At 58.1% G+C, this 26,024-nt stretch carries 24 protein-coding genes; 6 read left to right on the plus strand and 18 right to left on the minus strand.

Annotated features, from left to right (window positions below):
• Positions 1–232: 232 nt before the first annotated feature.
• Together AC13Q5_RS15815 and AC13Q5_RS15820 are read right to left on the minus strand one after the other, a co-directional pair.
• Positions 233–1,054, minus strand: a complete 822-nt coding sequence (locus AC13Q5_RS15815; protein ID WP_488502314.1) for an LON peptidase substrate-binding domain-containing protein — start codon at positions 1,052–1,054, stop codon at positions 233–235.
• A gap of 731 nt (positions 1,055–1,785) precedes the next feature.
• Positions 1,786–2,460, minus strand: coding sequence for a hypothetical protein (locus AC13Q5_RS15820; protein ID WP_488502315.1), 675 nt, complete (start codon positions 2,458–2,460; stop codon positions 1,786–1,788).
• Positions 2,461–2,731: 271 nt separating this feature from the next.
• On the opposite strand from AC13Q5_RS15820, the gene AC13Q5_RS15825 reads away from it, so the two are divergent.
• The 5 genes from AC13Q5_RS15825 (at position 2,732) to AC13Q5_RS15845 (ending at position 6,633) form a co-directional block, all read left to right on the plus strand.
• Complete coding sequence (locus tag AC13Q5_RS15825) at positions 2,732–3,904, plus strand: helix-turn-helix transcriptional regulator (protein WP_488502316.1); 1,173 nt, start codon at positions 2,732–2,734, stop codon at positions 3,902–3,904.
• 183 nt (positions 3,905–4,087) lie between these two features.
• Positions 4,088–4,792 carry an outer membrane protein gene (locus tag AC13Q5_RS15830; protein WP_488502317.1) on the plus strand — a complete coding sequence of 235 codons (705 nt, stop codon included), beginning with the start codon at positions 4,088–4,090 and terminating at the stop codon, positions 4,790–4,792.
• 137 nt (positions 4,793–4,929) lie between these two features.
• A complete protein-coding gene (locus AC13Q5_RS15835) occupies positions 4,930–5,235 on the plus strand; it encodes a hypothetical protein (RefSeq protein ID WP_488502318.1) in 306 nt (101 codons plus the stop codon).
• A gap of 65 nt (positions 5,236–5,300) precedes the next feature.
• Positions 5,301–6,146 carry a hypothetical protein gene (locus AC13Q5_RS15840; protein WP_488502319.1) on the plus strand — a complete coding sequence of 282 codons (846 nt, stop codon included), beginning with the start codon at positions 5,301–5,303 and terminating at the stop codon, positions 6,144–6,146.
• 25 nt (positions 6,147–6,171) lie between these two features.
• The gene (locus AC13Q5_RS15845; protein WP_488502320.1) at positions 6,172–6,633 is read left to right on the plus strand and encodes a hypothetical protein; all 462 of its coding nucleotides are present in this window, start codon (positions 6,172–6,174) and stop codon (positions 6,631–6,633) included.
• Positions 6,634–6,738: 105 nt separating this feature from the next.
• On the opposite strand, the gene AC13Q5_RS15850 is transcribed toward AC13Q5_RS15845, so the two are convergent.
• From AC13Q5_RS15850 to AC13Q5_RS15910, 13 genes are all read right to left on the minus strand, one after another.
• Positions 6,739–8,667 carry a sensor histidine kinase gene (locus AC13Q5_RS15850; protein WP_488502321.1) on the minus strand — a complete coding sequence of 643 codons (1,929 nt, stop codon included), beginning with the start codon at positions 8,665–8,667 and terminating at the stop codon, positions 6,739–6,741.
• A gap of 10 nt (positions 8,668–8,677) precedes the next feature.
• The gene (locus AC13Q5_RS15855; protein WP_488502322.1) at positions 8,678–9,364 is read right to left on the minus strand and encodes a response regulator; all 687 of its coding nucleotides are present in this window, start codon (positions 9,362–9,364) and stop codon (positions 8,678–8,680) included.
• Between the two features lie 282 nt (positions 9,365–9,646).
• On the minus strand, positions 9,647–10,552 hold the full coding sequence (folD, locus tag AC13Q5_RS15860) for a bifunctional methylenetetrahydrofolate dehydrogenase/methenyltetrahydrofolate cyclohydrolase FolD (RefSeq protein ID WP_488502323.1): 906 nt from the start codon (positions 10,550–10,552) through the stop codon (positions 9,647–9,649).
• Between the two features lie 3 nt (positions 10,553–10,555).
• On the minus strand, positions 10,556–11,440 hold the full coding sequence (gene purU / locus AC13Q5_RS15865; protein WP_488502444.1) for a formyltetrahydrofolate deformylase: 885 nt from the start codon (positions 11,438–11,440) through the stop codon (positions 10,556–10,558).
• A gap of 39 nt (positions 11,441–11,479) precedes the next feature.
• Positions 11,480–12,706 (minus strand): NAD(P)/FAD-dependent oxidoreductase, encoded by a 1,227-nt coding sequence (locus AC13Q5_RS15870; protein ID WP_488502324.1) that lies wholly within the window; start codon positions 12,704–12,706, stop codon positions 11,480–11,482.
• A gap of 411 nt (positions 12,707–13,117) precedes the next feature.
• Entirely contained in the window at positions 13,118–14,119 is a 1,002-nt protein-coding gene (gene iolG, locus AC13Q5_RS15875; RefSeq protein ID WP_488502325.1) for an inositol 2-dehydrogenase, read from the minus strand.
• Between the two features lie 18 nt (positions 14,120–14,137).
• Positions 14,138–14,962 (minus strand): 3-methyl-2-oxobutanoate hydroxymethyltransferase, encoded by an 825-nt coding sequence (locus AC13Q5_RS15880; protein ID WP_488502326.1) that lies wholly within the window; start codon positions 14,960–14,962, stop codon positions 14,138–14,140.
• 4 nt (positions 14,963–14,966) lie between these two features.
• Complete coding sequence (locus tag AC13Q5_RS15885; RefSeq protein WP_488502327.1) at positions 14,967–15,746, minus strand: TIM barrel protein; 780 nt, start codon at positions 15,744–15,746, stop codon at positions 14,967–14,969.
• 4 nt (positions 15,747–15,750) lie between these two features.
• A complete protein-coding gene (locus tag AC13Q5_RS15890) occupies positions 15,751–16,065 on the minus strand; it encodes a MocE family 2Fe-2S type ferredoxin (RefSeq protein WP_488502328.1) in 315 nt (104 codons plus the stop codon).
• A gap of 39 nt (positions 16,066–16,104) precedes the next feature.
• A complete protein-coding gene (locus AC13Q5_RS15895; protein WP_488502329.1) occupies positions 16,105–16,932 on the minus strand; it encodes an ATP-binding cassette domain-containing protein in 828 nt (275 codons plus the stop codon).
• 8 nt (positions 16,933–16,940) lie between these two features.
• Entirely contained in the window at positions 16,941–17,963 is a 1,023-nt protein-coding gene (locus tag AC13Q5_RS15900) for an ABC transporter permease (protein WP_488502445.1), read from the minus strand.
• A gap of 119 nt (positions 17,964–18,082) precedes the next feature.
• Positions 18,083–19,051, minus strand: a complete 969-nt coding sequence (locus AC13Q5_RS15905) for a substrate-binding domain-containing protein (protein WP_488502446.1) — start codon at positions 19,049–19,051, stop codon at positions 18,083–18,085.
• Positions 19,052–19,175: 124 nt separating this feature from the next.
• Complete coding sequence (locus AC13Q5_RS15910) at positions 19,176–20,198, minus strand: sterol desaturase family protein (RefSeq protein ID WP_488502330.1); 1,023 nt, start codon at positions 20,196–20,198, stop codon at positions 19,176–19,178.
• Positions 20,199–20,493: 295 nt separating this feature from the next.
• Here AC13Q5_RS15910 and AC13Q5_RS15915 point away from each other — a divergent pair, with 295 nt between their 5' ends.
• A complete protein-coding gene (locus AC13Q5_RS15915; RefSeq protein ID WP_488502331.1) occupies positions 20,494–21,522 on the plus strand; it encodes a LacI family DNA-binding transcriptional regulator in 1,029 nt (342 codons plus the stop codon).
• A 333-nt stretch (positions 21,523–21,855) separates the two neighbouring features.
• On the opposite strand, the gene AC13Q5_RS15920 is transcribed toward AC13Q5_RS15915, so the two are convergent.
• From AC13Q5_RS15920 to AC13Q5_RS15930, 3 genes are read right to left on the minus strand one after another with little or no spacing between them, the layout of a single operon-like run.
• Positions 21,856–22,269 (minus strand): hypothetical protein, encoded by a 414-nt coding sequence (locus AC13Q5_RS15920; RefSeq protein WP_488502332.1) that lies wholly within the window; start codon positions 22,267–22,269, stop codon positions 21,856–21,858.
• Positions 22,270–22,324: 55 nt separating this feature from the next.
• The gene (locus AC13Q5_RS15925; RefSeq protein ID WP_488502333.1) at positions 22,325–23,800 is read right to left on the minus strand and encodes an HlyD family type I secretion periplasmic adaptor subunit; all 1,476 of its coding nucleotides are present in this window, start codon (positions 23,798–23,800) and stop codon (positions 22,325–22,327) included.
• Entirely contained in the window at positions 23,797–25,992 is a 2,196-nt protein-coding gene (locus tag AC13Q5_RS15930; protein ID WP_488502334.1) for a type I secretion system permease/ATPase, read from the minus strand. The genes AC13Q5_RS15925 and AC13Q5_RS15930 overlap by 4 nt, the downstream gene beginning before the upstream one ends.
• Positions 25,993–26,024 lie beyond the last annotated feature (32 nt).

Raw genomic sequence — 26,024 nt, forward strand, 5'->3', positions numbered from 1 at the left:
ATCTGCTCTTGAACCAACTCGAACCGACAACCCTGTTATTGCAAACGCTGTTCGTTTGAGATTCCTCCGTAGCGGACACCCGCTTTATCTACGGAATGACCGATTTGGGGCCGAAATCGGTCATTGGCAGTCGCGGAAATCGGTCGTGAAACCCTGATTTCCGCGACTGAGTTATGCGACACAAACTCCTCTTAGGCTTCAGCCTCGGCGCTTTTGTCGCGAAAGTTAGGAGTTATGCGGCGGTTTTGGGGCGGCCAGCGCTCATCAGCTCAATAAGTCTTTCCAGACGAGTCACCACGTCACTGGTTTCCAAGAGTTGTTGCTGCTGTTCGATGGTGATCGACAACAACGGGGCGACCGTGTCGGCTAACAGGCTGGGGTTCCCGATCGAAGGTAGGCCAAACCTGACTTTGGATCCCGGCGGAAGTGCAGAAAAGTCGACTTTGGCGTAAGTCTGGTACGCATCAAGAACCGCACGCGAAAGGGCGGCCGCCTCCGTCGACTGGCCGCGTTCATCGTCCATCGGCCTAACCTGCGCCGCTAGGAAACCATCATCAGTCAAACGGACGATGCCCGTTCGCTGAAGTCCGCGTACGGTAACTTTGAGCGTCCCGTCCACCTGTGTCTGGCGATCTATCACGTTTGCAATGACCCCCACCGGATTGAGGGCTCTCAGAGTGCTTGGATGATCGTCGCTGCCATTTCTCTGGGCAACAACGAGAACGCGTTGATCGCTGACAATAGCTCGTTCCACGGCTTGGCGGGTTTTCTCGCGTGCCACGAAAATCCGCGAGATCATATGCGGAAACAGGACTAGATCCCGCATGGGAACGATGGGAATGCCAGCTCCGGCTGGAATTGACGTACTTGCGTTAACGAAGGTCGCAGACGACGGGCTTGCCTTAATCCTTGCGGCCAAGACGTTCCAGTCTCGAAAGCCAAGAATTCGAGCAACGAGTTCTTGGCTCTCACTGGTTGTGAACACGACAGATTTGGCGTGAAGCGCTTCACGTAGCGTTTGCGCCATAGCTTTGGCATCGCGGAAATCGCGCATGAGATGATCCTTTGCTAAAACGAACGGTAAGTGTCAGGGGCTTGCGTTGCTGACCTGTTCGTTCGGGCAAAGGGAGCCATAAGCGGCTCGATACATTCACCGAACCCCGATGGGGCGCAAGCAGCAGGCTGTATCGACCTGGTACCAATTATTTGCAGAAGCTTTGTTAACTGTCAATCTTTGGCTTGCCGCGAGTCCTTTTAGAATCGGAGCGACCGCTTCCCTGTCGCAGAATATGGAGTTCTGCGATAGCGCATGCCCCTTTCGCGCAAATCGGCCCTTGGTTCTGAGCCACGTTTGCCAACGATCCCTTCTGATCGGCTAGGCAGCTTTCGGTCTGCCGTTCTGGCGCCGGCGGTAGTGAGCATGCATCAAGAGTTGGTCGCGCTGGCTGGCGCGTAGCAGCATCTTGACCGCATGGCTGGCCCCGCGCTTGGCTGCAACGCCACTTTCAAAGACCACGACCCGCAGTCAACCAAATCGGATCTGTAATGATGTGAAAGGAATCGAACCCAAGGCCCGATTGTTACAAGAGTTATCCGTATGAAATTCTTCAGTAGCGAAAATTCTACTGCGATCACCGGCTGTGTCCTCAGATGATTATATAAATCCAGCCCTGAGGAGAGGGCGTGGAGGTGAAATAATGCTGCGATACCACACAAGCGGCCCCAAGTGAGAATTTATGAATCCTCGGGCCGGACAAATTCTTGATGGAAATCGATAAATCAGCGTTACGGAGAGCGTTTGAGCGATCCCGAGAAAGTCGCTGGAGCCGCCGCAAATGTTATGGTCGCGGCATCTTGTCCGGTGATGATCATGGTCGCGGTTCCGTGGGACCCGTCACCTTGTGCAACATAGCTGAACGTCAAAGTATTGCCATTAACGGAGCCGGAGAACGGCGTATTGAACCCACTTTTGCCATCATGCCATATGCCGGTTACTGCGGAGCCTCGGGCGTTGATGACGATGTCAGTGGGGTCGGAAACAAATAGCCAGCGCACCTGCCCCGACCAACGACCGGAAAAGCCGCCTACCGCCACGCCAGTCGCTGGTGCAGTTCCAAGAGAGGTTGACTCGCCCTTCGCAGCAAATGCGGTGCATCCGCTGATCCGAATATCTCGCCTTGAGATAGGCTTGGTTCCAAAGAGATTTTCGCTGTCCTCATTCTTATCTTTCAGCACCGTTTCGTAGGGTGTCGAATTGACGAAATATTCGACCCTGGAGCATTTCCGCGCCGAGCTTCGCACCAGCAACTCCGCGCCATAACTCGGTGCGGAGCCATATGCCCGCTCAAGCGTGATCGTCGGTGTACATTTACCGATCGGTCTGCCGAAATCGCAATCGGCAGCATTTGCCACCGTGGCGATGCTGCACGCAATCATCGCCAGGTAAAATTTCGACTCCATGGTTCCCTCTGTCGGTAATTTCCGAGCCACCCAGCCACAACATCGTGCGGCTTTAGCCATTGATCCAAGACGACGCAGATCCATCAGTCGCTAACGATGCAAGATCAAGGTAGCGGCGCGCATCCCCTAAATGAGGTATGTGCGTGCAGAGCCACTGCGTTAAGAGACTTCAGCGCCTAACCTTAGTACACAGCCTTCTGATAAATTGGCTCTGCTATCAGCATAGCCATTGTTCGAGTGTTCCTGCAATCGCAGCAGACGCGTCCTCTTTATGCTGACCTCACCTCCAGAAACAGTGCTGCACTTGAACAAGCATCACAGACGTATCATCGACGATCTCTCAGCTATTATCGAGGATGCAGCATTCAATCCCGATCAGTGGCAGCTCTTTGCCGACACGTTTTGCGAACTAATCCCAGGCGCAAAAACACTCTTCCTCGCCAACGACCGAGAGGCTTACCGCGATATCCCCTTGGTTCATTCCGGTTTTGAAAACGGTGCGATAAAGAAGTTTGCCGAACACTATGGTGCCATTAGCGGCTGGACGCCGTTCAATCTCGCGCTTCCGGTGATGACGCTGCGCAGAACCGAGGACTACCTTCCATCCTCCTCGTTCCGCAACACCGAATTCTACACCGATTTTCTACGACACCTGCCCGATAGTGACGCAGCAACGGCTATCAAACTCAGTGCCGATCGCGAACGAAGTGCGGAATTTGTTGTACACTATGCTGCACAGGATAACGAACGGATCAACTTCGCCGTTGAGCCAGTGATGCGAACGCTGGCGCCAGCGATGAAGCAAGCGCTGTCAATGCTGCGCACCCGAATAGCTGATGGAAGGGCGGCCAGCCGCGCAAACATTGTTGAAGCGATTCTCGATCCGGCTTTTGTGCTTTCTTCCAAAGGTCGCGTGTTGGCGGCAAACAGAGCCGCACTGGAGCTTGCGGACGATGCTACACTCGTACGCATAGCACCTGGCGACCAGCTGCAGTTCCTATCCCCACAAACGGCTGCAACCGTCGCGGAGCAGCTGGCGAGGGTCGTGCGCGGACAGTTACTCCCTGTTGGTCATGAAACCATACAAGCTCGCCATGCAGACGCTCTATACTCGATCGCTGCCCATCCAATGGCGCGGAGTGCACGGGCTGGTTTTGATCTGCTCGCATCCGCGGAGCCATGTTTTTTGCTGATCATTCGCCCGTTGCTCGCATTAGCGGCAAGTGCTTCAGAGGTATTGCGCGCAACGTTTGAACTGACCGCAGCGGAAGCACGGTTGGCAATCGGATTGGCGAAGGGCGCTTCTTTGTCCGCAACGGCTATCTTTTTGGGGATTACCTATCAGACGAGCCGGTCGCAGTTGAAAGCCGTCTTCGCAAAGCTTGGCGTTCACCGTCAAAGCGAACTGGTCGCCCTCCTTCATCCTCTTATCGGTACATTGTAAATGCGGACCGGCACTGTCCTGTTGCGGAATTGCAACGGGTCTCCGTGACGATGCGTAATCGAATGGTGAGACCCCTCAAATGCGGGATGCGAATACATCCCGTCATCCGGAAAAATAGTCATGCGAAACCTCGCGCACGTCTTGTGCAGCCGTTGAAAATCTCTTGCCGAATGAAGGATCGTCATGACAAAAAATGCCATTCTTGTTGCCGCCTTGCTTGTCTTTTCTCCCGTAGCGGGGCTCGCCGCTGACCTTAGCTCCCAGTCTCCCCAGCCACCAGCACCGACGACTTCACCATTCACTTGGACGGGCTTTTATGTTGGGGGCTACGCTGGTGGCGCCTTTGGAACAAACAAGTTGAAAAGCCTTGGCGGATCGACGAGCGTTTCGCTTTCGCCTGACGGTTTCACCGGCGGCGGTCTGGTCGGCTTCAACTACCAGGTGGGCTCCGTTGTTTTCGGCGGCGAAGGTGAATTTGGCTACGACGGCTGGAAGGAGGGCAAAGACTATCTCAACGCCCGCGGTGGAACCCGCCACGCCGAATCCGAAGGCTCTTACATCGGCCGCGTTCGCGGCCGCGTCGGCTATGCCATCGACAACCTGCTGTTATACACGGCAGGCGGTGTTTCCTTTGCCGACGACAAGGTGACTCAAACCAATAACTTCGTCGGCGTCTCCAATTCGATCACGAAGGATCTGGTAGGCTGGAACGTCGGCGCCGGAGCGGAATACGCGTTCACGCCCAATTGGATCGGACGGCTGGAATACATCTACGACGGCTTCGGTAGGAAAACCTATGATTTCCAGTCATTGCCTGGCTCGTTTGCCAACCGCAGGGTCAGCTTCGATCAGAGCACTGTCCGCGTAGCGCTTTCCTACAAATTCTAACCGCGAAAGGCCGCGGTATTTGCTTCGGTCTATCAGACCGAGTGGCATCCTCGCATCTTTCGATTGAGCTGCGGGGATGCAAATAGGCCGATTTCACTTTCAACCTAAAGCAGCTTCAACAACAGGCGAGGACCTCCATGAAATCCATCGCATTGCCCATCATCGTCGCCCTTCTCGTCACCGTTGTGACGCCAATGGCGCAGGCAGCAACATCTGTACTCCAACTCAAGGAAACCAAGGTCGACGGATGCAAAAAATTTACGACGCGAGCGGGCAAGACCTGGAAAGCGACAGGAAAGATCGTCGTGCAGGGAGCATCCTGCCCTTCGGAATTCAAAGGCAAGCCGACGATCCGTGGCGAGATGCTCGATGCCCACTCGGTTAAGCTGGCAAATGGCTCGATTTGCAAATTCGACGATACCGGCAAAGGGCATTGCAACTGACCTCCCGTCGATCGGTGTCCTAGAGCTTTTGAATACATTGGTGATCGCAACGAATGGAGAGTAGCATGCGCCGAACAATCGCAGCGGTGGGTTTTCTCCTTTTGCTCTTCGCCGCACATAATGCTGCAGCAGAACAGGTGCAACTACCGAATGGAAGGGTAATCGACGGTTTCGTGGATGTGTCCGCTACCATCATGCGTAGTTGCGCCGATGTTCGCTACGATGAAACCGGCATTGGATCTCTCTATGCCGTTGCACGATCTTACAAGAGCTTTCTCGACATACGGTTCGAATTGCGAGCCAGTGCATATCCATGGGCAGCACAGGCGTTGCAGGACGTGGAACGCTGCCTGTCGGGAACTGGATTGGCACAGCCTGCTGAGGCAGACAAACGAACGTCAAGGAGTGGCGGGCCTACTGCCCAGCAACCTGAACCACGGGAGCTTACCGAACGCAAAAAGACTGCCCAGCGCGATACAATTGCGGATAAGGCGAGCGACTCATTGCTCGCGGGATTCGATAGCGATCCATCCGCCGATCAAACTTCAAAACCAGTTTCTGAACGTTCCGGCAATACCGATGCCCAGTCCAAGCATAGTTCGGCCGTTTCGTGCGTCCGGATGGTCAAAGCGGGGCACGGCTTCTTCGAAAACATCCTCGGAAACTCCTGCAAATACAAGGTTAGTGTTTCGTTCTGCTCCCTCAGCGGTCGCGGAACCGGCTTGTTCGATTGCAGGAAACAGAATTACGGTGACGATACGATTGGTCCCGGCAGGACACAAGCTGTGATGGGAGCTGGCGTTCCCGATGCATCCGATAGGTTCGAGCTTCTGTTTGCCGCCTGCAGATTTCCAGATTTCCCGAAGGTATCGGGGCTTGCCGGTAACAGGCTGGTCTTTTCATGCCAATAACCCAACCAACGCAGAGGACCTGTCAATGAAGGCCATCCTCATGGCAGTCGCCATGGTGTTCGCAACCTCATTCCCCGCGCACGCGAATGAAGCGGTGTCGTTTCAACTGGACAAGATGGCCGATGCCTGTGGTGCGGCTGCTTCGGACAACGCGCAGTATCGCAAATGCTTAAGTGCCGAGGTCGCTCAGGCAACCGCAAAAATGAAGGGAGACGTTCTCTGTTCGGTCCGAACCTGCCTGATCCGCCTGGCATGTTCCCCAAGCGGCGATAGTTGCTCCAACAATGGCTTTCGTGTGCAGTACGGATCCGACCCCTACGGTCATACGATCGAGATCACACTCTCGTCCGGCAAGATCGCGAACTATTTTCGCTGCGGGACATGCTCAGCCGTCGAGCCGGCGAGCGACGACGAAATACCATTGCGGTTGATGGAGTCGGCCAAAAGCGTTCTTCTTGAAATTCCAGCCCCCGAACGCGGCAAATAGTTGGGCCGCGGGTGGCGCTATAAGCGAGTCCAGGGCGTTATGAAGGCAGCGTCTCCCGATCTTGCCGTTCCGCATCTCATTGCAGACCTGCACCGGACAGATGCTCTATAGGCCCAGGCGTGCCACCGTCCCTGCCGCATCGGATTGCAGCGTGAACGTCCCGCCAAGGGCGTCGGCCCTTGCTTTAATGTTCACCAGGCCGCGCCCTCCGCCCTTTGTGGCGGCTGTAGCATTTTCAATACCGATCCCGTCATCGATCACCATGACGACGCAAGACTCCACTCTTGCATCACCTTTACTTGGCTCCTGAGCTTTGTCGGGGCATGCGAGCCTGAGGGTTACAACCTTCGCCTGCCCATGCCGGACTGAGTTTGTGATGCATTCCTGTATGATACGAAGCACATGCAGGGTCGCTTCGGCAGAAAACGTGAGGTTTTCTGCGCCCGGATCGATTTCCCAGCGCGTTTCCACCCCAACCGCCGTCAAGCGCGGGCCTAGTCGATAGCGGAGATTTGCCAATGCGTCGATCAGCGTTGTAGTGCTGGGGCCGCGCGCATCAAGGAGCAGATGAAGCTCCTCAAGCGACGCGCGCACGGCATGCTCGACCTCAATCGCCGAAATTTCGCCTCGTGTCAGGCCGCTCAGCAGTAGGGATAGCCGCGTGCCAACGCCGTCATGCATGTCGCGCATCAGCCGCAATCTTTCTTCCGTACCGATAGCCTCCCGTTCCGCGATCCGCCTGCTCTCATAGACCATTTCGAGGTCCTGGCGGGCAGCAGCAACGCGTGTTTCGAGAACCTTGTTCACACTGCTGAGTGTTGCCCTGGTCCGCGCCATATCGTCCGCAAGAAGAACGCTCGTCAGGATCAGGGTGACAGGAAAGCTGAGCGCCATCCAAAGCACGCTCGAGAAAGACCCAAAACCTCCGATCCAAAGGACATCATGAATGGCAGGTCCGATCTGTGCCAAGACACCAATCAGAAGAATGACCCGATGGAGCGTCGGCCTCGAAATCGTACAGTGAGTAAATATGCCAACGCAAAACAGACCGATCAGGACCTGCGGAAGATACCAGACCCAGGGCGAGAACGCCATGAAGCGACTGGTCGGCAAGAGAAAGAGAACGCTCGACCCAGCAACGGTAAATACCGTCAGTGTAGTTTCGAACCTGCGCCAGCAGCAATCGGAACAGCGCAGCAAAAAGACGCAAATGAAGCCAAGAGACCAGCCCAGCGAGGCGCTGACGAGTGGCCACCAATACTCGACCGGCATCGGAAGAAAGTCGAGAAAACCGTGAAAATTGCGTAGCCCGAACAGCATCGAGCCGGCGCCGAATAATCCGTAATTTGCCGAACCGGCCGGATCGCGGAGCCAACTGAACAATAATGGAATGGCAAGCACGATGACCGTCAGATTGGCGATCCACAATAAATCGACCTGAAAGAACCACCGCAAGCGATACGCCCGGTGGAGCACATCCCGAGGCCCGAAAAAACTCTCCGAAAGTCCCGCTCTGCTATTTGCCACGCCCGCGACCGATATGATGATCTCGTTGTCGCCAGGATGCAGTTTGTCCGCAGGAATGGTAAGATAGAGGGGGCGATTCCAACGCCACGAAGCGCTATCGCCAGTTGCCAGTCCGGCGAGCGGGACGCCATTGATTATGATGACACAGCGATTGCTGACACGTGGAATATACAGTGCCCGGTCGGCGAGCGCGTCCTGGCCCAAGGAGACGTTAAATCGATAACGCCCGACACCGCCAAAGTTGGGATGGGTCTTGTTCCAGGCGTCCGGCAAGGTGACCGATGTAGCCTGCAATGACCCGTCGGAAACCCGGTCACCGATCGGATTGCCATCCGGGGGAAGCAGACTGAGCGTCGCCTCGTCGAGACGCCATTTGGCCAGGGCGAAAGACGGCATCATCTGCACGACCGCTAGCGGAATGATGGCCACGACAGCGATAATGATTGCCACAAGGGCCAAATGTCGGCTTGTGGGCTGCAGGACGGGCGCGTTCGTCGATATTTCCATTTTCGCCTGTTCAGATGAGCCCGAGAAGGGAGGCTTCGAAGACGGCCTCTCCGCGCGTGTTGACTTCAAGTTTGCGGTAGATTGCCTTCGCGTGCGAACGCGTCGTATGCGGAGATAGCTTGAGAAAGCGGGCAACCTCAACAAGTGTAAATCCCTTGGCGACGAGTTGGAGCACTTCAATTTCGCGCGGCGACAGTTTTGGATCTTCGAAATCACCCGCGACGGCGTTTACCGGAGATGAACGGATATCGCTTCTGGGAGAGAGCTGAGCCGTGGACGTTCGCTGTTGCACGGCAGCGAGAATGTGACGAGCGATTTTCGGATCGATGGGCGAGTGTCCTGCTCGAAGATCGTCAATCGCAGCGCTCCATTGCGTTGGCGTGCTCTCCTTCAGTAGGTATCCCGTCGCTCCGGCAAAGATTGCGGCAACAACGTTTGCCTCGTCAGCAAAGACCGTCGCGACGAGGACATCGGCGTCTGGCTGATATTTCCGCGCTGCTCGGATAGCCTCGATGCCTGATCCGTCGGGTAGACCGAGATCGACGATCATCAGATCGAAGTGCTCCGTCCGCATGCTGCGCAACGCCTGGCGAAGATTGCTACAAAGGGCGACAATTCGGTACTCGGGCCGATGGCTGACAATGCCCTCTATCGCCTGCTGCCAATACGGATCATCTTCAACCACCAAGAGTCGCATCGCTCCCTCCCTGAGGATCGCCCAAAGTTGCTTGAATAAGACTTTCGCGCCGGCGCGAAAGTATTTCAATGCGAAATTTCATCGGAAGGTCACGCCCGATGGGCTATGGTAAAGATTCGGCGGGGAGCTTCGCTCTTGCAGTTCACCGCGGTTTATTCTGCGGTACCATAACAACGCCCCAATTAATCCACCCACAGGCATCGACGAATCGATGGCGACACTTGGGTTTTTATTTGCTCTTGATGAGATTCGAACATAAGATTCTCTCCTCAGAAGCGTTTGTCAGAATCTCGGCGGCTTTCTGCCAGCTGAGCGATGGGCAGCGCTGACGGTATTGGCCATCAGCATGGCGATGGTCATCGGGCCGACACCGCCCGGAACCGGCGTGATGGCTGCGGCGATGTCTGAGACCTCAGCATAGGCGACATCGCCCACCAGACGGCTCTTGCCCTCGCCCCGCTCCGGCGCATCGATGCGGTTGATGCCGACATCGATGACGGTCGCACCCGGCTTCACCCAATCCGCCTTCACCATCTCCGGACGGCCGACGGCTGCCACCAGGATATCGGCGCCCCTTGCCACGGAGGCGAGATCCTTCGTGCGCGAATGCGCCGTCGTGACAGTCGCATTGGCATTGAGCAGCAATTGCGCCATCGGCTTGCCGAACAGGTTCGAGCGGCCGATGACCACGGCATTGAGCCCCGACAGGTCCTCGCCATGGATGGAGCGGACCAAGAGCATGGCGCCGGCCGGCGTACACGAGATCAGTCCGGTTTCGAGATCGCCGGTTGCCAGCTTGCCGGCATTGACGACATGCAGGCCGTCGACATCCTTCTCCGGCTTGATCGACTGGATGATCGCATCGGAATCGAGATGCTTCGGCAGCGGCAGCTGCACGAGAATGCCGTGGATGGAGGGATCGTCATTCAGCGACTGCACCAGGGCAGCGAGCGCTTCCTGCGTCGTTTCCGCCGGCAGCGTGTGCTGGATGGATTTGAAGCCGCATTCCCTCGCCATCTTGCTCTTGGAGTTCACATAGGCATGGCTGGCCGGATCGTCGCCGACGATGACGACCGCAAGTCCGGTCTTCACGCCGGCCTCACTCTCAAGCCCTGCCGCTGCAACTTTCACAGCCTCGATCACCGATGCTGCTGCCTGTTTCCCGTCGATCACTGTCGCGCGCGCCATCACTTACCCCATGCGCTCGGAGGCATAGGAACCGGGGCTCGCCGGGAAGACGACGGTGCGGTTGCCGTTGAGGAAGGTGCGGAAGTGGATATGGGCATGGATGGCGCGGGCGAGCACCTGGCTCTCCACATCGCGGCCGATCGAGACATAGTCGTCGGCCGACTGCGCATGCGTGATGCGCGCCGTGTCCTGTTCGATGATCGGACCCTCGTCGAGATCGGCCGTGACGTAATGCGCCGTCGCGCCGATCAGCTTCACCCCGCGCTCATAGGCCTGCTTGTAGGGGTTCGCCCCCTTGAAGGATGGCAGGAAGGAATGGTGGATGTTGATGATACGCCCCGACATTTTTCGGCACAGCGCATCCGACAGCACCTGCATGTAGCGGGCGAGCACGATCAGCTCGGTGCCGGTCTGTTCGACCAGATCCAAAAGCTGCGCTTCGGCCTGCGGCTTGTTGTCCTTCGTCACCTTGATGTGGTGGAAGGGGATGTCGTGGTTGACGACCACTTTCTGGTAATCGAAATGGTTGGAGACGACGCCGACGATGTCGATCGGCAAGGCGCCGATCTTCCAGCGATAGAGCAGGTCGTTGAGGCAATGGCCGAAGCGCGACACCATGAGCAGCACCTTCATGCGCTTCCTGGCATCGTGGAACTCCGACACCATGGCAAACTTGTCGGCGATCGGCTTGAAGCCTTCCACCAGGGCGGCCTCGCCAACGCCTTCTTCGGAGATGAAGGAGACGCGCATGAAGAACATGCCGGTATCGAGATCGTCGAACTGGCTGGAATCGACGATGTTGCAGCCCTCACCGGCCAGATAGTTCGAGATCGCCGCAACAATCCCACGCGTCGATTGGCAGGATACGGTCAGGACATATGAGCTCATCATTGTTGTCATTCTCTACGTCAGGTTTCGGGTAGGCCGCTAGGCGGCGAGCAACTGCTTCAGTTTCATTTCCGGGTTCGCAAGTGCTGCCGGATCGGGCCGCTTTCCTGCTGCAATCATCATTTCCGCCAGGCGAATGTCGCGGGCGACCGAATTTCCCGGTCCGATACCGCTTGCGGCGAGGATTTTTCCATCTCCATCCAGGTGGAATAGGATGAACGCATCCTCAGAGAGATTGCGCCAGATCATCGTCGTGGCTCTATCGGCAAGGCCTGCGACCTGGAGTGTCAGATCATACTGGTCCGACCAGAACCAGGGAACGGATAGCGATGCCTCGGTCGCCCCCATCATGAAAGCCGCGGCACGAACCCCCTGCTCCTGTGCGTTGCGCCAGGATTCAAGGCGAAGCCGACGGTCACCGAAATGAACCGAAGGAAAGGAGCAACAGTCACCCGCCGCGAAAATGTCGGGATCGCTCGTGCGCAAGTTGCTGTCCACCGAGATGCCGTTCTCGATCGAAAGACCAGCAACCGCAGCCAGTTCCGTATTTGGAATGGCGCCGATCCCGACGACTAGAATGTCGGCGGCGATCGTATCAGCTCCTTCGAGAGCTATCGAAACACCTGCAGCCGTATCTGTGACGGAAAGAATTTTCACGCCACAGCGGATGTCTACCCCTTCGGCCGCGTGACGATCTGCGATCCGCGCAGCGATCTCCGCCGGGACACCTCGCGACAGAATACGAGGCAGTCCTTCGAGCAGGATGACCGATGCGCCAAGCGTTCTGGCGCTGGCCGCCAGTTCAAGACCAATGAAGCCGCCGCCAAGGATCGCGATGGATCGGCCAGATTTCAGGAATGGCCGCAGCACCATGGCGTCTGAATGGGTTCTCAGTGAACAAATGTGACCATGCGAATTGACGACATTGGCGAGTTCCCGCGGTCTCGCGCCAGTCGTCAGAAGCAATTTGTCATAGCCGAGTGTTGTGCCATCGGAGAGCCCGACTGTCTTTTGCAGGCGATCGATGGCAACTGCGGTTGTACCGATCCGAATTGCGATGTCGAGCTCCTCGTAGCGGCCGACATCCGCGATCCATTTCGGCTCGGCGCGCTGCAGAAGTCCCGCCTTGGACAAGGGCGGTCGTTCATAGGGCAGGAGTGCCTCACTGCCGATGAGCGTCACATCTCCCGCAAAACCGCGCTCACGCAAGGTTAGAGCAGCACGGGCACCGCACTCCCCTGCACCAATGATAACGAAAGAAGTCATCGCAAGAGCCTTTGCTGTTATCCAAGCCGATTATTGCTTCGTCCGGGCGACGGAGAGCAGGTGTTGGCGAAAGGCGCCCTTCATCTCCTTGAAGCTCGAATATCCGCTTCGAGACGCAAGTCGGATGATGGTGGTTCGCGAAACGCCACAAGTTCGCGCGACCGACTGCAGCGTCCCGAATGCAATGATTTCCGGCCGACTGAGAAGCAGGCGCATCGCTTGTTCCGGAAGGGCCGGAAAATCGATGCGCCGTTCGACTATCAACTGCTTAAGATCTCGTATGCTGGGCGGCGCCTTCACATCTGAGGATGGCAGCATTTCCGATCTCCTGATACTGCGGAAGGAGGGACTTCCGTCGCTTTGGCGCGACCGTTTGGATTTGTCTTTCCGCCATAGAGGACGCTGCGAGACTCAGCCGAGCACGGTCGCAAGCGAGACGGGAGCACCGGTTTTGACCGAGAGGGTTGCCGCTTCCGCCATGGCAAGCGCGGCGACGCCATCAGCAAGCGTCACCGGCAAAACCTTGTTGCCATTGACCGCATCCACGAAAGCCGCCCATTCGGCCGCATAGGCCGGCATGTAGCGCTCCAGGAAGAAATAGGTCGGCTTGGCGCCGGTCACGCCTTGCGTTGTCGATTTCACGACGGTGTTTTCCAGCATGTTCTGCGCCTGCAGCAGCCCTTCAGAGCCCAGCAGTTCGACCCGCTGGTCATAGCCATAGACGGCGCGACGGCTGTTCTTGATGACGGCAATGCGGCCATCGGCATAGGTAAGTGTCACCACAGCCGTATCGACATCCCCTGCCTCTCCGATTGCCGGATCGACGATGGATGAGCCGACGGCCGTCACCGTGACCGGCGCCACGCCCATAATGAAATTCGTCATGTCGAAGTCGTGGATCATCATGTCTCGGAAGAGACCGCCCGAGACCTTGATATAAGCAACCGGCGGCGGAGCAGGATCGAAGGAAGTGATCGACAGCAACTCCGGCTTGCCGATCTCACCCGCATCGACAGCCTTCTTCAGCGTCGAAAAGTTCGGATCGAAACGGCGGTTGAAACCGATCATCACGGGACGGCCAGTGGCCGCAACGGTCTTCTGGCAGCTAAGCGCCCGCGCAAGGCTGAGATCGACGGGCTTTTCGCAAAGCACCGCCTTGCCAGCCGCCGTCGCCCTTTCGATGAGGTCGGAATGCGTGTCGGTGGAGGTGGCGATCAGCACAGCGTCGATTGCGCTGTCACCGAGGATGGCGTCGGTGTCTCGCGCCTCGGCGCCGTACTGGCCGGCGATCTTTTCTGCGGCCACCGTGTTGATGTCGGATACGGCAACCAGTGTGCTGCTCGGATGGCTGGAGATCGCGCTGGCGTGCACACCGGCAATGCGGCCGGCACCAAGAAGGCCAACTTTAAGCATGGGATTTTCCTTTGTTGATCAGAGGCCGAGTTCGGCTTTGAAAGCGTTGAATTCCGTGTCGCCGATCGCGACATTGTGCTGCTGCTGCGGATAGGCGCCGGTGTTCACATCGGCGATGAATTCACGGAAGGCGGCAATACGCTCCTTCTGTAGCCTGTCGAACTCAGCGGCGAAGTTGCGATAGGTCTTGGCGTGGCGCGGCCGATGGCCGTCAGTGTGGCCGAGCACGTCTTCAGCGAAGAGATACTGCGCATCCGCACCTGGCCCGGCGCCCATGCCCAGCATGATCATCGAGGTATTCCGGGAGATCAGCTCGCCGACGCGATCCGGCACGACCTCCAGCTCCGCGCCGAAGCAGCCGATTGCCTCGAGCCGCTTGACGTGCCGGAAGACGTCAAGCGCCTCCTGTGTCGTCTTGCCCACCGCTCGAAACCCTGTCCAGGTAATGTAGGAGGGAATCAACCCGACATGGGCGACGATCGGGACGTGATTGTCGCAAAGCATTTTCTGGATATCCAGCGATGCCGCGCAGTAGAAGCAATCTCCCCCCATGGCGGAAAAATGAAAGGCGGCACGCAGATAGTCTTCGGCGGTCGCAAGCGGCCGGCCCTCGAATTTGCCCCATCCGCCATAGGGAAGGCCGACCTGCACGAAGCAGCGCCCCGCCGCTGCGCGCATCTCCGGCGAGAAGAAACGACCTTCGATCGAAAGCATGTGGATACCCGCGGCGTCAGCGGCCGCAGCCTCCTCCGGCGTCGTGACATAGAGCATGGAAATCTTTTCGCCCCGCGCCTTCATGGCACGAATGTCGGCGACGGTCGGACGGGTATTCTTATGAACCATGGAACTATACCGTGAATGCGTTGCGGAAAGCTTCGAGAGCCGCTTCCGGATCGCCGGAGGCGAAGGCCTCCATGCCGACCGGTCCGGCATAGCCCATCGCCTTGAGAGCCTTGGCGATGCCATGCCAGTTCACCTCGCCGGTGCCGGGTTCGCAGCGGCCGGGAACATCGGCCACCTGAATTTCACCGATGAAGGGCAGGCACTTGCGGCAAAGTTCGATCAGGTTCCCCTCGCCGATCTGCGCATGATAAAGGTCGAGATTGAGCCGGAGCCGCGGTTGGTCGATGTTCGACACCAGAGCAAGCGTATCTTCAGCGCGGCCGAATGGCACGCCGGGGTGGTCGACCGGCAGGTTCAGGTTTTCCAGCGTGAAGGTGACGCCTTTCTCCTCCGCCATGTCGACGATGCGGCTAAGCGTGTCACGTGCCTTCAGCCACATGGCGCCGGTCACGACCTCGATCGGCTGGACGGGAAGCCCGCCCTCACCAAGGCCCGTGCCATGCAGGTTGAGGCGCTGGACGCCCAGGCGCTTACCGACCTCAGCCGTTTCGCGCGCGGTCCGCAGAAGCTCATCGGCCCCCTCGTCGTCCGTCAGGCGGCCGGTGAGATAGCCGTTCATGATGGTGAAGGTCGCCCCGGTTGCTTCGAGCTTGGCCAGATCATGCTGCGGCCAGTTCCAAAGGCCGACGCCAAACCCCATTTCCTTGAGGCGAGAGGCGCGCCATTCGATGGGGCGGTCCCGCCAGATCATCTCGGCGCAAGCCGCCAATGCAAACTGTGTCATGTCGTCAGATCTCTACAAAAATATCGCCGTTCTCGATGCGGACCGGCCAGGTCTTGAGGTTGACACAGGCGGGCGCCCGGGTCGCTTCGCCGGTCCGGTAGTCGAAGTGCGCGTTGTGCTTCGGACATTCGATGATGCCGTCCATGACGAGGCCATCGGCAAGATGCACCCGTTCATGGGTGCAGATGCCATCGATGCAGAAGAACTCATCCTCGGGACTGCGGATCACCAGAAAGGTGCGCCCACCACTATCGAAACGGTAAAGGTCTTCAAGTTCGACATCCTCGGCTGCGCAAGCGCGGGTCCAGGTCCCCATCATTTCATCCTTTTTGCATTTCGGTTCTTACGGGTCAGCGGGCTAACCCGCCGCACCGGAAAGCTGTGGCGCATGACCGTCATGGGTCGTCATGTAGCTATCGATCTGGGCTTCGAGTTCAGCCATGGTCTCGCCACCTGCCATGAGATCGGTGATTTCCTCGCGCGTCTTTTCTCCCTTGCGGAAATCGGCAGCGATCGCGCCGCGGATCAGCACGGCGAAATGATCGCCCACCGCCATGGCGTGCATGACCTGGTGGGTGATGAAGACGACCGCCAGGCCCCGGCGCTTGGCCTCGTTGACGATCCGAAGCACATGGGTCGCCTGCTTCACGCCAAGCGCCGCAGTCGGTTCGTCGAGGATCAGGACCTTCGCGCCGAAATGAACGGCACGCGCAATTGCAAGCGACTGGCGCTCCCCGCCCGATAGCCCGCCGACCAGCCGGTCGCCATCGTCGATGCGCGTAATGCCAAAATCTCGGATGGCCTTGACCGCAATCTCGTTCGCACGTCTGCGATCAAAGATCTTAAATGGTCCCCAGCCCTTGGTTGGTTCGACGCCGACGAAGAAACTGCGGCCGATGCTCATCAACGGGAACGTGCCGCCGAACTGATGGACTGTCGCGATGCCACGACTGCTGGCGTCCCGCGGACCGGTGAACTCGATGGGCTTTCCGTCCATCTCGATGGTACCGGAGTTCGGACGATAGACGCCCGACAATGTCTTGATCAGTGTCGACTTGCCCGCACCATTGTCGCCGAGCAGGCAGAGCACCTCGCCAGGACGGATATCCAGGGAAATATCGGTGAGGACATCGATGGGGCCAAAGGACTTGCAAATATTTCTGAGTTTCAGAATGGGAACAGACATGGCCGACCTCACTTCTTCTTCGGCGAATAGGAGAGCGCCATGCTGCGGAAGGTGTTGTTCATCAGCACGGCGAGAAGAAGCATCACGCCGATGATAAGGCTCGACCAGTTGCGGTCGAACGATGTGAAATAGATGCCTTGATTGACGACGGCAAAGGTGATGGTACCAAAGAAGATGCCGACGATGGAGCCAAAGCCGCCGGTCAGCAGTACGCCACCGACGACCACCGATATGATCGAGTTGAAGATGAAGGACATACCAGCTGAAACCTGGGCGGAGTTGAACAAGATCGCCTGGCACATCCCGACAAACGAAGCACTGGTTGACGAGAGCACGAAGAGGGCGATGGTCAGCTTTGCCGTTGGAATACCAACGTTGCGAGCGCTGATCCTGTCGCCGCCCATGGCGAAGATCCAGTTGCCATAGATCGAATAATGGACGACGTATATGTAGAGCGCCGTCAGCGCCAGCCACCAGAAGATGATGACCTGGAAGGTATTGGCGACGAAGTGCCCGAAGAGGAACTTCGCCAGCTCCGGCGCCTTGATGGCAACGCTCGTCGTGCCGGTGAGCAACACCGAGAGGCCAAGTACCAAACCTGCTACCGCAAAGAGAGTTCCGAGCGTTACGATGAGCGAAGGTACGTTGGTTCGCACGACAAGAATGCCGTTGATAAGGCCAACAACCACACCAAATGCAAGCGAAGCACCGATGCCGAGCCAGATCGGTAGCTCGTAATAGCCCGATATGATCGCAACCGTCATGGAACCGGCGGGGATCATCGAACCGATGGATATATCGAGATCGCCGGCAATCATTAGAAGTCCAATCGGGAAGGCGACGATGCCTAGATTGGCCGCCACATTCAGCCAGCTCGCCGCACCCGTCGGCTTCAGGAAATCAAGGCTTCCGAAAACGAGAAAGAAGACGAAGACGCCGAAGAGGCCGAGAAAGGCGCCTGCTTCGGGGCGGCGGAACAACCCGCCGATGGACACGCCCGCGGCTTGAGAGGCAGGCGGCGTCTGCGCCATGGCAATCGGTTGACTTGTGGTTTTCGAGTTCATGGTGGTTTCCCTTTTCGGGCTGTGTCGTGCTTTGGCTGCGGTCGCTCCCTGGGGAGGTCACAGGGAGCGACCTGATAGCGCGCAGCTCAGCGCGCGCCCTTGGACACGCCAGCAAGCGTCGAGGCGATATTGGAGGCGTCCACGATGCTCGGCCCGGTCAAGACCGGCTTCACCGGCAGGTCTGTGCCGAAGTCAATGTGGGATGCCAGCAACGAAACAGAGAGCAGCGACTGGAGATAGGGCTGCTGATCGATGGCGAAGAGTTGAGCGCCGTTCTTGATGCGGTCAAGACCCGCCTGGTTGAAGTCGAAAGATCCGAGTTTCACCGTTTCGACCTTGCCAGCCTGCTGGATACCACTTGCCGCCGCATCCGCATCGCCGGCGCCGATCGTAATGACGCCGTCGATCGTGCCATCCTGTATCAGCGTCGCCTTGACGGCTTCGGCGATGGCTGTCGGATCGCCGAAGCTGGTCGCCGGCAGCGGCAGCTGCTTGCCCGCCCCACCGCCTTTGGCAATGCCGTCAATAACACCCTTGCAACGTGCTTCCTGGTTAGCGCTGCCGGGAAGCGTATTGACACAGAGCACGTTCTTCTGGCCGTTTTTGCCGAAATATTGTCCACCGCCGAACCCTGCGAGATATTCGTCCGAGCCAACGTAGTTGATGGCTCCGAGTTCCTTAGCCTTATCGAGCGAGCCGGAATTCATGAGGATGACTTTAATGCCGCCGCTAACGGCAGCCTTGATTGCCTCATCTTCAGCTTCCGGCACCCAATCAGGAACGACGAGACCCTTGACGCCCTGACTGATGGCCGTGCGCACAAGGCCGGCGGCGTCTGGGCCGAGATTGTCGTAGGTCTGGAGCTGGAGATAGGTCACCTTGCCACCGTTCGCCGTGACGATGAGGCGACTGTCGTCTACCCCTTTCTTGATCTTGTTCCAGAAAGCATCGTCGGTCTTGCCGCCGACGACGGCAATATCGGCGGCAAGCGCCACGCTTGCGGCAAGACAGAGGGCAACCGAGGTCGCGAGCGCCTTAGTCATGGTGGTCAGCATTGTCATCGAATTTCCTCCCGGTTTCCGTCATGCGACGGGTTTAAAAAGCATTGCGCAGCGGGGCGTAGCAGCCCTTGTTCCAAGAGTGTCCGCCTCCTCGCGGACATCAGGGAATTTTGTGAATTCAGGAGTTTGCGCGAACCGTCTTTGCGTTCATGCGCTCCTTCTTTTTGGCAAAGCGAGCCTGCATCTGCACGTCGCCTTCTTTCGTGCCGTCGTGCCAGGTGCCAAACCACTTATCGAGTGGGATCAGCCCATCGCCGCCATAGTTCACTTCGAAGTATTTATGGTGCAGGTAATGGGCATAGGCATGAGTATCGAGCGGCGTTTCTTCGGTGATCTCCAGCTTGTCAAAGCCGATATGGCCATTGACCGCGCCGAAGCCGGCGATGTGGAGCTGGAACAGCGCAACGATCGGATTGGACGGAATGACGAGGTGCCAGAGGGCAACGGCGTGATAGAGAAAGCCTTCGACCGGATGCATTGACAGCGAGGACCAGGGCGACGGGTTCACCGAATTATGGTGGACCGAGTGGATCCAGCGATAGAGTGGCCCCCAATGAATGAGGCGGTGAATAATGAAGAAATGGACCTCATGGATCATCGGCGCGACGGCGACGAGAAACGCCAGATAATAGGGATGGCCCGACCAGCTCAGCCAGGGCACCCAGCCATTGGCGAACACCCACAGGAAAAGGACCTCAACGAGAGTCCACAGCGGGATCGACAAGAAGAACGAACGCAGGAAATTGTCGATGTTCTGGCTCTTGAACCAGAAGACATCGGACGGCTGCTCGCTCGGGAACTTGACGTTGTATTTAAAGCGATTGCCCTGCTTGCGCTTCACGTAGAAAAAGAGCTCGATCGAGCCATAGAAGACGAAGATCGCAGCCGCATTAACCGCGTAGAGCCAGAGCGCCCAGCCCCAACTTAAAGTCTTCATGACGTCGACGTTAGGCACGACGTAGAACCAGTAGAGAAGTGCTGTTGCCATGTGAAAGGCATTCCACGGCCAGATATATTCCGGTACCCACTTCAGCACGGACGGGATCTTCGGCGGCCAGGACCAGAAGGGCGCGATTTCGATCCGTCCATTAGGTGCCCAGTCGCCGCGCTTGTTCCGAGTTCCGTGCTTAAGGTCGTCCATCGTCATGCCTCCCGGACATCGAGCGTCCCAGTTCGTGATAGGGAGGGCGCTACAGATCGCATGGCAAGACATCGCGCTCTTCGGGCAAGGCCCAAAGCGCATAAGCCAGCAATGTCGATAGCGTTTCTCTCCCGAAGGCCAGTGAACCGCGTGTGCGTTCATCCGCCGTCCTTTGACGAGGACAATGCCAACTTGACGGCCCTGAAATCAAGGCGCATTTCTCTTCTGATAGACGATCGTATCATTTGTCTCACAAAATCGACAAATTGATACATTTCATATCATTGGAGCTTCAATGAGAAGACCGACGATCCGAAATCTCGCAGAGGCTGCAGGAGTCTCGATCGCCACGGCCAATCGGGTCCTCTCCGGTGCGGAGAATGTGCGGGCTCAGACGCGAGAGACAGTCCGCGCGGCTGCTGAAAGCATTGGCTTTTACGGGCTTGGAGCCATCGAGGCACGCAATGCGGCAGCCCGGCCGAAATATCGGTTCGGCTTCTTACTCCTGCAACCGCACCGGCCATTTTATCAGCTCGTCGCGCGTGCCCTGCGGGAAGCAGCCACAGCGATAGAAACTGCCGAACTCGATCTTCGGATCGAGCATCTGGAAGACCTCTCGCCCCAGAACACCGCAGACCGGGCGCTGGCGCTGGCCGAGGAATGTAATGCGCTCTGCATAACAACCGCAGTCCATCCCATCGTCCTTCAGGCGCTGGAAAAGATCCAGGCTGGAGGCACCCCCGTCTTTGCGCTGATCTCGCAAGTCGCTGCGACTGGCCAGGTCCATTATATCGGACTGGATAACTGGAAAGTTGGGCGCACCGCGGCCTGGGCCTTCGACCATATCTGCAAAAGCCCGGGCAAAATCGGCTTGTTGATGGGCAATCCGCGCTACCGGAATCAGGAAATGAACGAGACCGGCTTTCGTTCTTATTTTCGCGAGCACGCCCGAGATTTCGTGTTGCTCGAGCCTCTATCGACCTTCGAATCCTCCGCCGTTGCACAGGAAATGACCGAACGCCTGCTGGCGGATCATCCCGATCTAGCCGGCCTTTACGTTGCTGGCGGCGGCATTTCCGGCGTGCTGGCGGCGCTGCGCACGACCGGACGGGCCGGCACACTGACCGTCGTCGGCTACGAACTCATGGACAATGTAAAAGCAGCTCTGCTCGATGGCACTGTCACGATGTCCATCGCCCATCCCCTTGCCCGGCTTGCCAGCGAAGCCATGAACGGCATGATCGCGGCTGTCGCGACAAAAGGGGAGAATGCGAGCTATACAAAGATCGTTCCCTTTGAGATCTACACTCGCGAGAATGTCTAGATGATGAAGCTTTTGAAGGAAATCGAACTTGCAACCCAGCGGATTATGTAAGGCTGCACGATGCTCCGATTTCAACGGCCGATGTGAGGGCGCAAAGCAATCGTCCCTCGCTCGGCAGCGACTCCACTCTTTTAACGACGACAACCTATAGCCAAAAAATGAGATCCGCTGATGTGAAAGGATTCGAACCGGCGACCCAGTGGGGCAATTCGGTTTGCACAACGCCGTATTGTGGAACCGACGCAAACACTATGTCATCGAGGGTGGCAAAGAATTGTTTGAACCGGCGTGTGGCTGCTACCCGTAGATCGCAGACGATATTAATGCGCTTCCCTACTTCACAACTTTGATGCTCATCTTTGTAGTTGTGGAACCAGTCCGAAACGTGGCGTGATCCTCTCCCGTGAAGCTCGGATCAGGACGATAGTAGACGAAAGCTATCCCTGCCTCCTTCCCGGCGCATCCTTTGAGGGGGCCTTCCTTGACCACCTTCACACGCACTTCCTTCCATTCAAAGCTCACCTGCCCATGCCGGGGGTACTCAAGCGTATCGGGATAGATGCTGATGATGTCCCGACATCCCGGCGTGACACCTCGTACTGCCGCTATCGCCGTTCGCTTGCCGGACTTCACCGTTCTTGTTTGAGATTCTTCGGTTGTTACAGCAACGCAACCGGCGAGCAGGAAAACGAAACCTGACAGCACGCCGATGTTGAGAGCGGTTCTATATGTCATGATGACTGGCATGATCTCTCCAGATTGGCCTCTAAATTCTCTGGCAAGTGGCGCAGCCTCATCTATGTCACCGCTCCTGCATGGCCTGCGAGGTAACCTCGACGATTGGCGAGAAGAGATATTCGAGGATCCGCCGCCTGCCCGTCTTGATCTCCGCGGTAGCTGCCATGCCTGGCGACAGAGGCTGACGGACCCCATCGACCACGATCGTGTCGCTATCCAGCCTGACCGTTACCGGAAACACCAGATTCTGCATGCGCTGGACATTGCCGAGCGGAATGAGACTCTGCAGCTGCTTGGCCGGTTCGCCCTCCATCTGCTGCGCGTCCGGCTCGGGTACGGCGTCCGTTGCAACCGATGTGACCTGCCCGTGCAACACACCGTATCGTGTAAACGGGAAGGCCTCGATCTTGATTACGGCCTCCTGGCCCGTTGCGACGAAGCCGATGTCCTTGTTTGGCAGGAAGGCTTCGATTTCGAGCTCGGTATCGGCGGGGACGATGCGCATCAGTTCGGCGCCCGGATTGACGACCTGGCCGACGGTGGTGAGCGCCGACGCCGTCACGATGCCATCGATCGGGCTTGCGATCGTCATCGACTGCCGGCGCTTGCTTGCCTTGATGAGTTGCTTTTCAAGCTCATCCACCTGCCTGGAGGCGTCGCCCTGCTTGACCGCATTGTCGGCGATGAACGTCTGAATGGCCTTCCGGCCTTCGCTGGTCGCAACAGTGAGCGCTGCCCTTGCTTCGGAAAGCTGTCCGACCTGTTCGGCAAGATCCGTCTCTTCCGATTGCTGTGACTGCAGGGCGTCGATGACATTGGATTTGGAGCCGGCCGCCTGATCCACAAGAGAGGAACGCATGGTGACGCGCTGCGCCAAGGTCGCGATCAATGCCTTGCGCGCATCGATCGTCGCGCTCAATCGTTCGATCGTTGCCTGGCTCTGTGAACGCTGCGCCGTGAGATTGTCGAGATTGGCGCTGAGGGACGACAAATCGGCCGCAAGTATCGTCCGCTCACGAGCCTGGATGTTATTGGGTGTCTGTGCATCGAACGACAGATCGACCGGTATGACCCGCACCTCGCTCCAAAAATCGCTGACGAGCCATCTCCGCGCAGTGGCAAGTTCAAGATCCCGGCGTGCGATTTCCGCGCGGAGCGCCTGCAGATTGACGGTAATCGCCTCTTCATCGGACCTGAGCTCTGTATCGTCGAGCTGGACGACGATGTCGCCCGCCTTCACATGCGAACCGTTGGTGACGGGAATGGACCTCACCTTGCCGACCTCGATCGACTGGATGACCTTGACCCGGCCGGTCGGCTGGATCTTGCCTTGCGCGGTCGAGACGATGTCGAAGGTGCCGAGATAGCTCCACAGGAGTGTGGCCGCCACGACAATGGCAATGAACCAGATGAAGGCGGTACGAACAGGCGAGGCCGGCGTCTCGAGGATCTCAAGTGCTGCCGGCAGGAACTCGTTCTCGATCCTGCCGCGGCGCAGTGGCCTGTTCGGTCGTTTGGGAGGTTTGACCACCTGGTTCATGGCTGGTTGAGCCCCGTCTGCAACTGCCAGAGATGGGCATAGAGACCGTTCGGCCGGGCAAGCAGGCTGTCATGTGTGCCTTCTTCGACAATGCGCCCATCCTTCATGCCGATGATGCGGTCGCAATGGCGAACGGTCGCCAGGCGATGGGCGATGATGATGACCGTCCTGCCTTTGACGATCTCGCGCATATTACCGAGGATGATACGCTCGCTCTCGTAGTCGAGGGCGCTTGTGGCTTCATCGAGGATCAGCATCGGCGGATTGGTGGCCAGCGCCCGGGCGATCGCCAGACGCTGCCGCTGGCCGCCGGAAAGGTTGGCGCCGCGCTCCTCGATCAGCGTGTCATAGCCCTTCGGCAGCTTGGCGATGAACTCGTCGGCCCCCGACAGCCGCGCCATCTGCATGGCGGCCGCCCGCGACATCGACGGATTGACCAGGCAGATATTGTCGTGGATCGTCCGGTTGAACAGCATGTTCTCCTGCAGGACGACACCGATGTTGGATCGGAGCCAGGCCGGATCGACCTGGGCAATATCCTGGCCGTCGACGAAGACCTGACCGCGGGTCGGGATATAGAAGCGCTGCACCAGCTTCGTCAGCGTCGACTTGCCCGATCCGGATGGTCCGACGATGCCGATGACTTCGCCCGGCCGGACAGAGAAGGAGATGTCACGCAACACCTCCGGGCCATCGGCCGTGTAGCGGAAGTTGACACCTTTGAAGGAGATGGCGCCTCTTGGCTTCGGCAGGCTGACGGAGACTTCCGGCCGCGGCTCGGGCGGGGCGTTGAGGATGTCGGCAAGACGGGCGACCGAGACCTGCACCTGCTGGAAATCCTGCCAGAGCTGCGACAGGCGCAGGATTGGCTGCGAGACCTGGCCGGCGATCATGTTGAAGGCGACGAGCGCGCCGACCGTCAGTTCGCCATTGATGACCGCCTGGGCACCGAAGAGAAGCAGGGCTGCCGAGGTGATCTTGTTGACATACTGTATGGCGTTCTGGCCCTTGGCGGCCAGCATGGTCGTGGCAAAGGAGGATTGCACGTAGCCTGCCAGGCGCTCTTCCCATTGCGACGCGACGACCGGTTCGACGGCCGACGCCTTCAGGGTCTGCACACCGACCACGGTCTCGACGAGCAGCTGCTGACTATAGGCGCCGCGCTCGAACTTCTCGTCGATCTTCTCCTTCAAGAATGGCCGCACCAGAAAGCCGATCGCCAGATAAAACGGGATGGAGGCGACGACGATCCAGGCGAGCTTTGCTGAATAGGAAAACAGCACGAAGATGAAGACGATGGTGAAGATGAGATCGAGACCGGAGAACAGCCCCTGCCCCGTCAGGAAATTACGGATGGTCTCCAACTCGCGCACGCGGGCAATCGTCTGGCCTGTCGCCCGCGTCTCGAAATAGGAAAGCGGCAGGTTCAGCATATGCCGGAACAGCCGTCGCCCGAGCTCGACATCGATGCGGTTGGTGGTATGCGACAGCGCATAGGTTCGAAGATATTGCAGCACCACATCGAACAGGCCGACGGCCGCCAGACCGACAACAAGTACGATTAGGGTCGAATAGCTGCGATGGGCAAGCACCTTGTCGACCACGACCTGGAAGAACAGCGGCGTCACCAATGCAAAAATCTGGACGATGAGCGAGGCAAGCAGGACATGACCGAAGGCATGGCGATAGCGCCAGATCGACGGCAGGAACCAGCGGAAGCCGAAATTGCCGCGCGAAGCTCCGGGACCTGCCAGTCGCCGCTGTAAGAGGATGAAGTGACCGGCCGTCTCGGCGAGCAGCTCATGCGCCCCGAGATTGCGGCTGGAAAAGTCCGTCGGATCGATGATGCGCCAGGCATTGTCCGCTGCTGCTCCGCCGAAGACGGCAAAGCGGCCATCGGTCAAACAGGCGATCGCCGGCGTCGGCAAGGTCGCAAATCGGGCATCGCTTCCAATCTCCAAATGCTTTGCCTTCAGCCCGGCAAGCTTGGCGGCGCGCAGCAGGTCACTGCGTCCCGCGGGCTTCGACAGAGCCAGGTCACGTGCCAGAACATCCGGGTTGGAAGCGATGCGGAAGTAGCCGGCAATCGCTGCAATCGCCGCAAGACCGCTGTCGGGGCGTATCACATCATCTGCTGATGGTGATGATGTGGTCGTCGACTGTTCCGAATCGGCGGTGATTGTTTCGTCCATGGAGATTTATGCCAGAGGCTGAAAGTGAGGAT

This window comes from Martinezella sp. CNPSo 3964 (assembly GCF_057784375.1).

Coding starts and splice junctions, on each gene's coding strand:
- AC13Q5_RS15815 (WP_488502314.1), bottom strand. CDS start 1,054: ATGCGCGATTTCCGCGATGCCAAAGCTATGGCGCAAACGCTACGTGAA.
- AC13Q5_RS15820 (WP_488502315.1), bottom strand. CDS start 2,460: ATGGAGTCGAAATTTTACCTGGCGATGATTGCGTGCAGCATCGCCACG.
- AC13Q5_RS15825 (WP_488502316.1), top strand. CDS start 2,732: ATGCTGACCTCACCTCCAGAAACAGTGCTGCACTTGAACAAGCATCAC.
- AC13Q5_RS15830 (WP_488502317.1), top strand. CDS start 4,088: ATGACAAAAAATGCCATTCTTGTTGCCGCCTTGCTTGTCTTTTCTCCC.
- AC13Q5_RS15835 (WP_488502318.1), top strand. CDS start 4,930: ATGAAATCCATCGCATTGCCCATCATCGTCGCCCTTCTCGTCACCGTT.
- AC13Q5_RS15840 (WP_488502319.1), top strand. CDS start 5,301: ATGCGCCGAACAATCGCAGCGGTGGGTTTTCTCCTTTTGCTCTTCGCC.
- AC13Q5_RS15845 (WP_488502320.1), top strand. CDS start 6,172: ATGAAGGCCATCCTCATGGCAGTCGCCATGGTGTTCGCAACCTCATTC.
- AC13Q5_RS15850 (WP_488502321.1), bottom strand. CDS start 8,667: ATGGAAATATCGACGAACGCGCCCGTCCTGCAGCCCACAAGCCGACAT.
- AC13Q5_RS15855 (WP_488502322.1), bottom strand. CDS start 9,364: ATGCGACTCTTGGTGGTTGAAGATGATCCGTATTGGCAGCAGGCGATA.
- folD (WP_488502323.1), bottom strand. CDS start 10,552: ATGGCGCGCGCGACAGTGATCGACGGGAAACAGGCAGCAGCATCGGTG.
- purU (WP_488502444.1), bottom strand. CDS start 11,440: ATGAGCTCATATGTCCTGACCGTATCCTGCCAATCGACGCGTGGGATT.
- AC13Q5_RS15870 (WP_488502324.1), bottom strand. CDS start 12,706: ATGACTTCTTTCGTTATCATTGGTGCAGGGGAGTGCGGTGCCCGTGCT.
- iolG (WP_488502325.1), bottom strand. CDS start 14,119: ATGCTTAAAGTTGGCCTTCTTGGTGCCGGCCGCATTGCCGGTGTGCAC.
- AC13Q5_RS15880 (WP_488502326.1), bottom strand. CDS start 14,962: ATGGTTCATAAGAATACCCGTCCGACCGTCGCCGACATTCGTGCCATG.
- AC13Q5_RS15885 (WP_488502327.1), bottom strand. CDS start 15,746: ATGACACAGTTTGCATTGGCGGCTTGCGCCGAGATGATCTGGCGGGAC.
- AC13Q5_RS15890 (WP_488502328.1), bottom strand. CDS start 16,065: ATGATGGGGACCTGGACCCGCGCTTGCGCAGCCGAGGATGTCGAACTT.
- AC13Q5_RS15895 (WP_488502329.1), bottom strand. CDS start 16,932: ATGTCTGTTCCCATTCTGAAACTCAGAAATATTTGCAAGTCCTTTGGC.
- AC13Q5_RS15900 (WP_488502445.1), bottom strand. CDS start 17,963: ATGGCGCAGACGCCGCCTGCCTCTCAAGCCGCGGGCGTGTCCATCGGC.
- AC13Q5_RS15905 (WP_488502446.1), bottom strand. CDS start 19,051: ATGCTGACCACCATGACTAAGGCGCTCGCGACCTCGGTTGCCCTCTGT.
- AC13Q5_RS15910 (WP_488502330.1), bottom strand. CDS start 20,198: ATGGACGACCTTAAGCACGGAACTCGGAACAAGCGCGGCGACTGGGCA.
- AC13Q5_RS15915 (WP_488502331.1), top strand. CDS start 20,494: ATGAGAAGACCGACGATCCGAAATCTCGCAGAGGCTGCAGGAGTCTCG.
- AC13Q5_RS15920 (WP_488502332.1), bottom strand. CDS start 22,269: ATGCCAGTCATCATGACATATAGAACCGCTCTCAACATCGGCGTGCTG.
- AC13Q5_RS15925 (WP_488502333.1), bottom strand. CDS start 23,800: ATGAACCAGGTGGTCAAACCTCCCAAACGACCGAACAGGCCACTGCGC.
- AC13Q5_RS15930 (WP_488502334.1), bottom strand. CDS start 25,992: ATGGACGAAACAATCACCGCCGATTCGGAACAGTCGACGACCACATCA.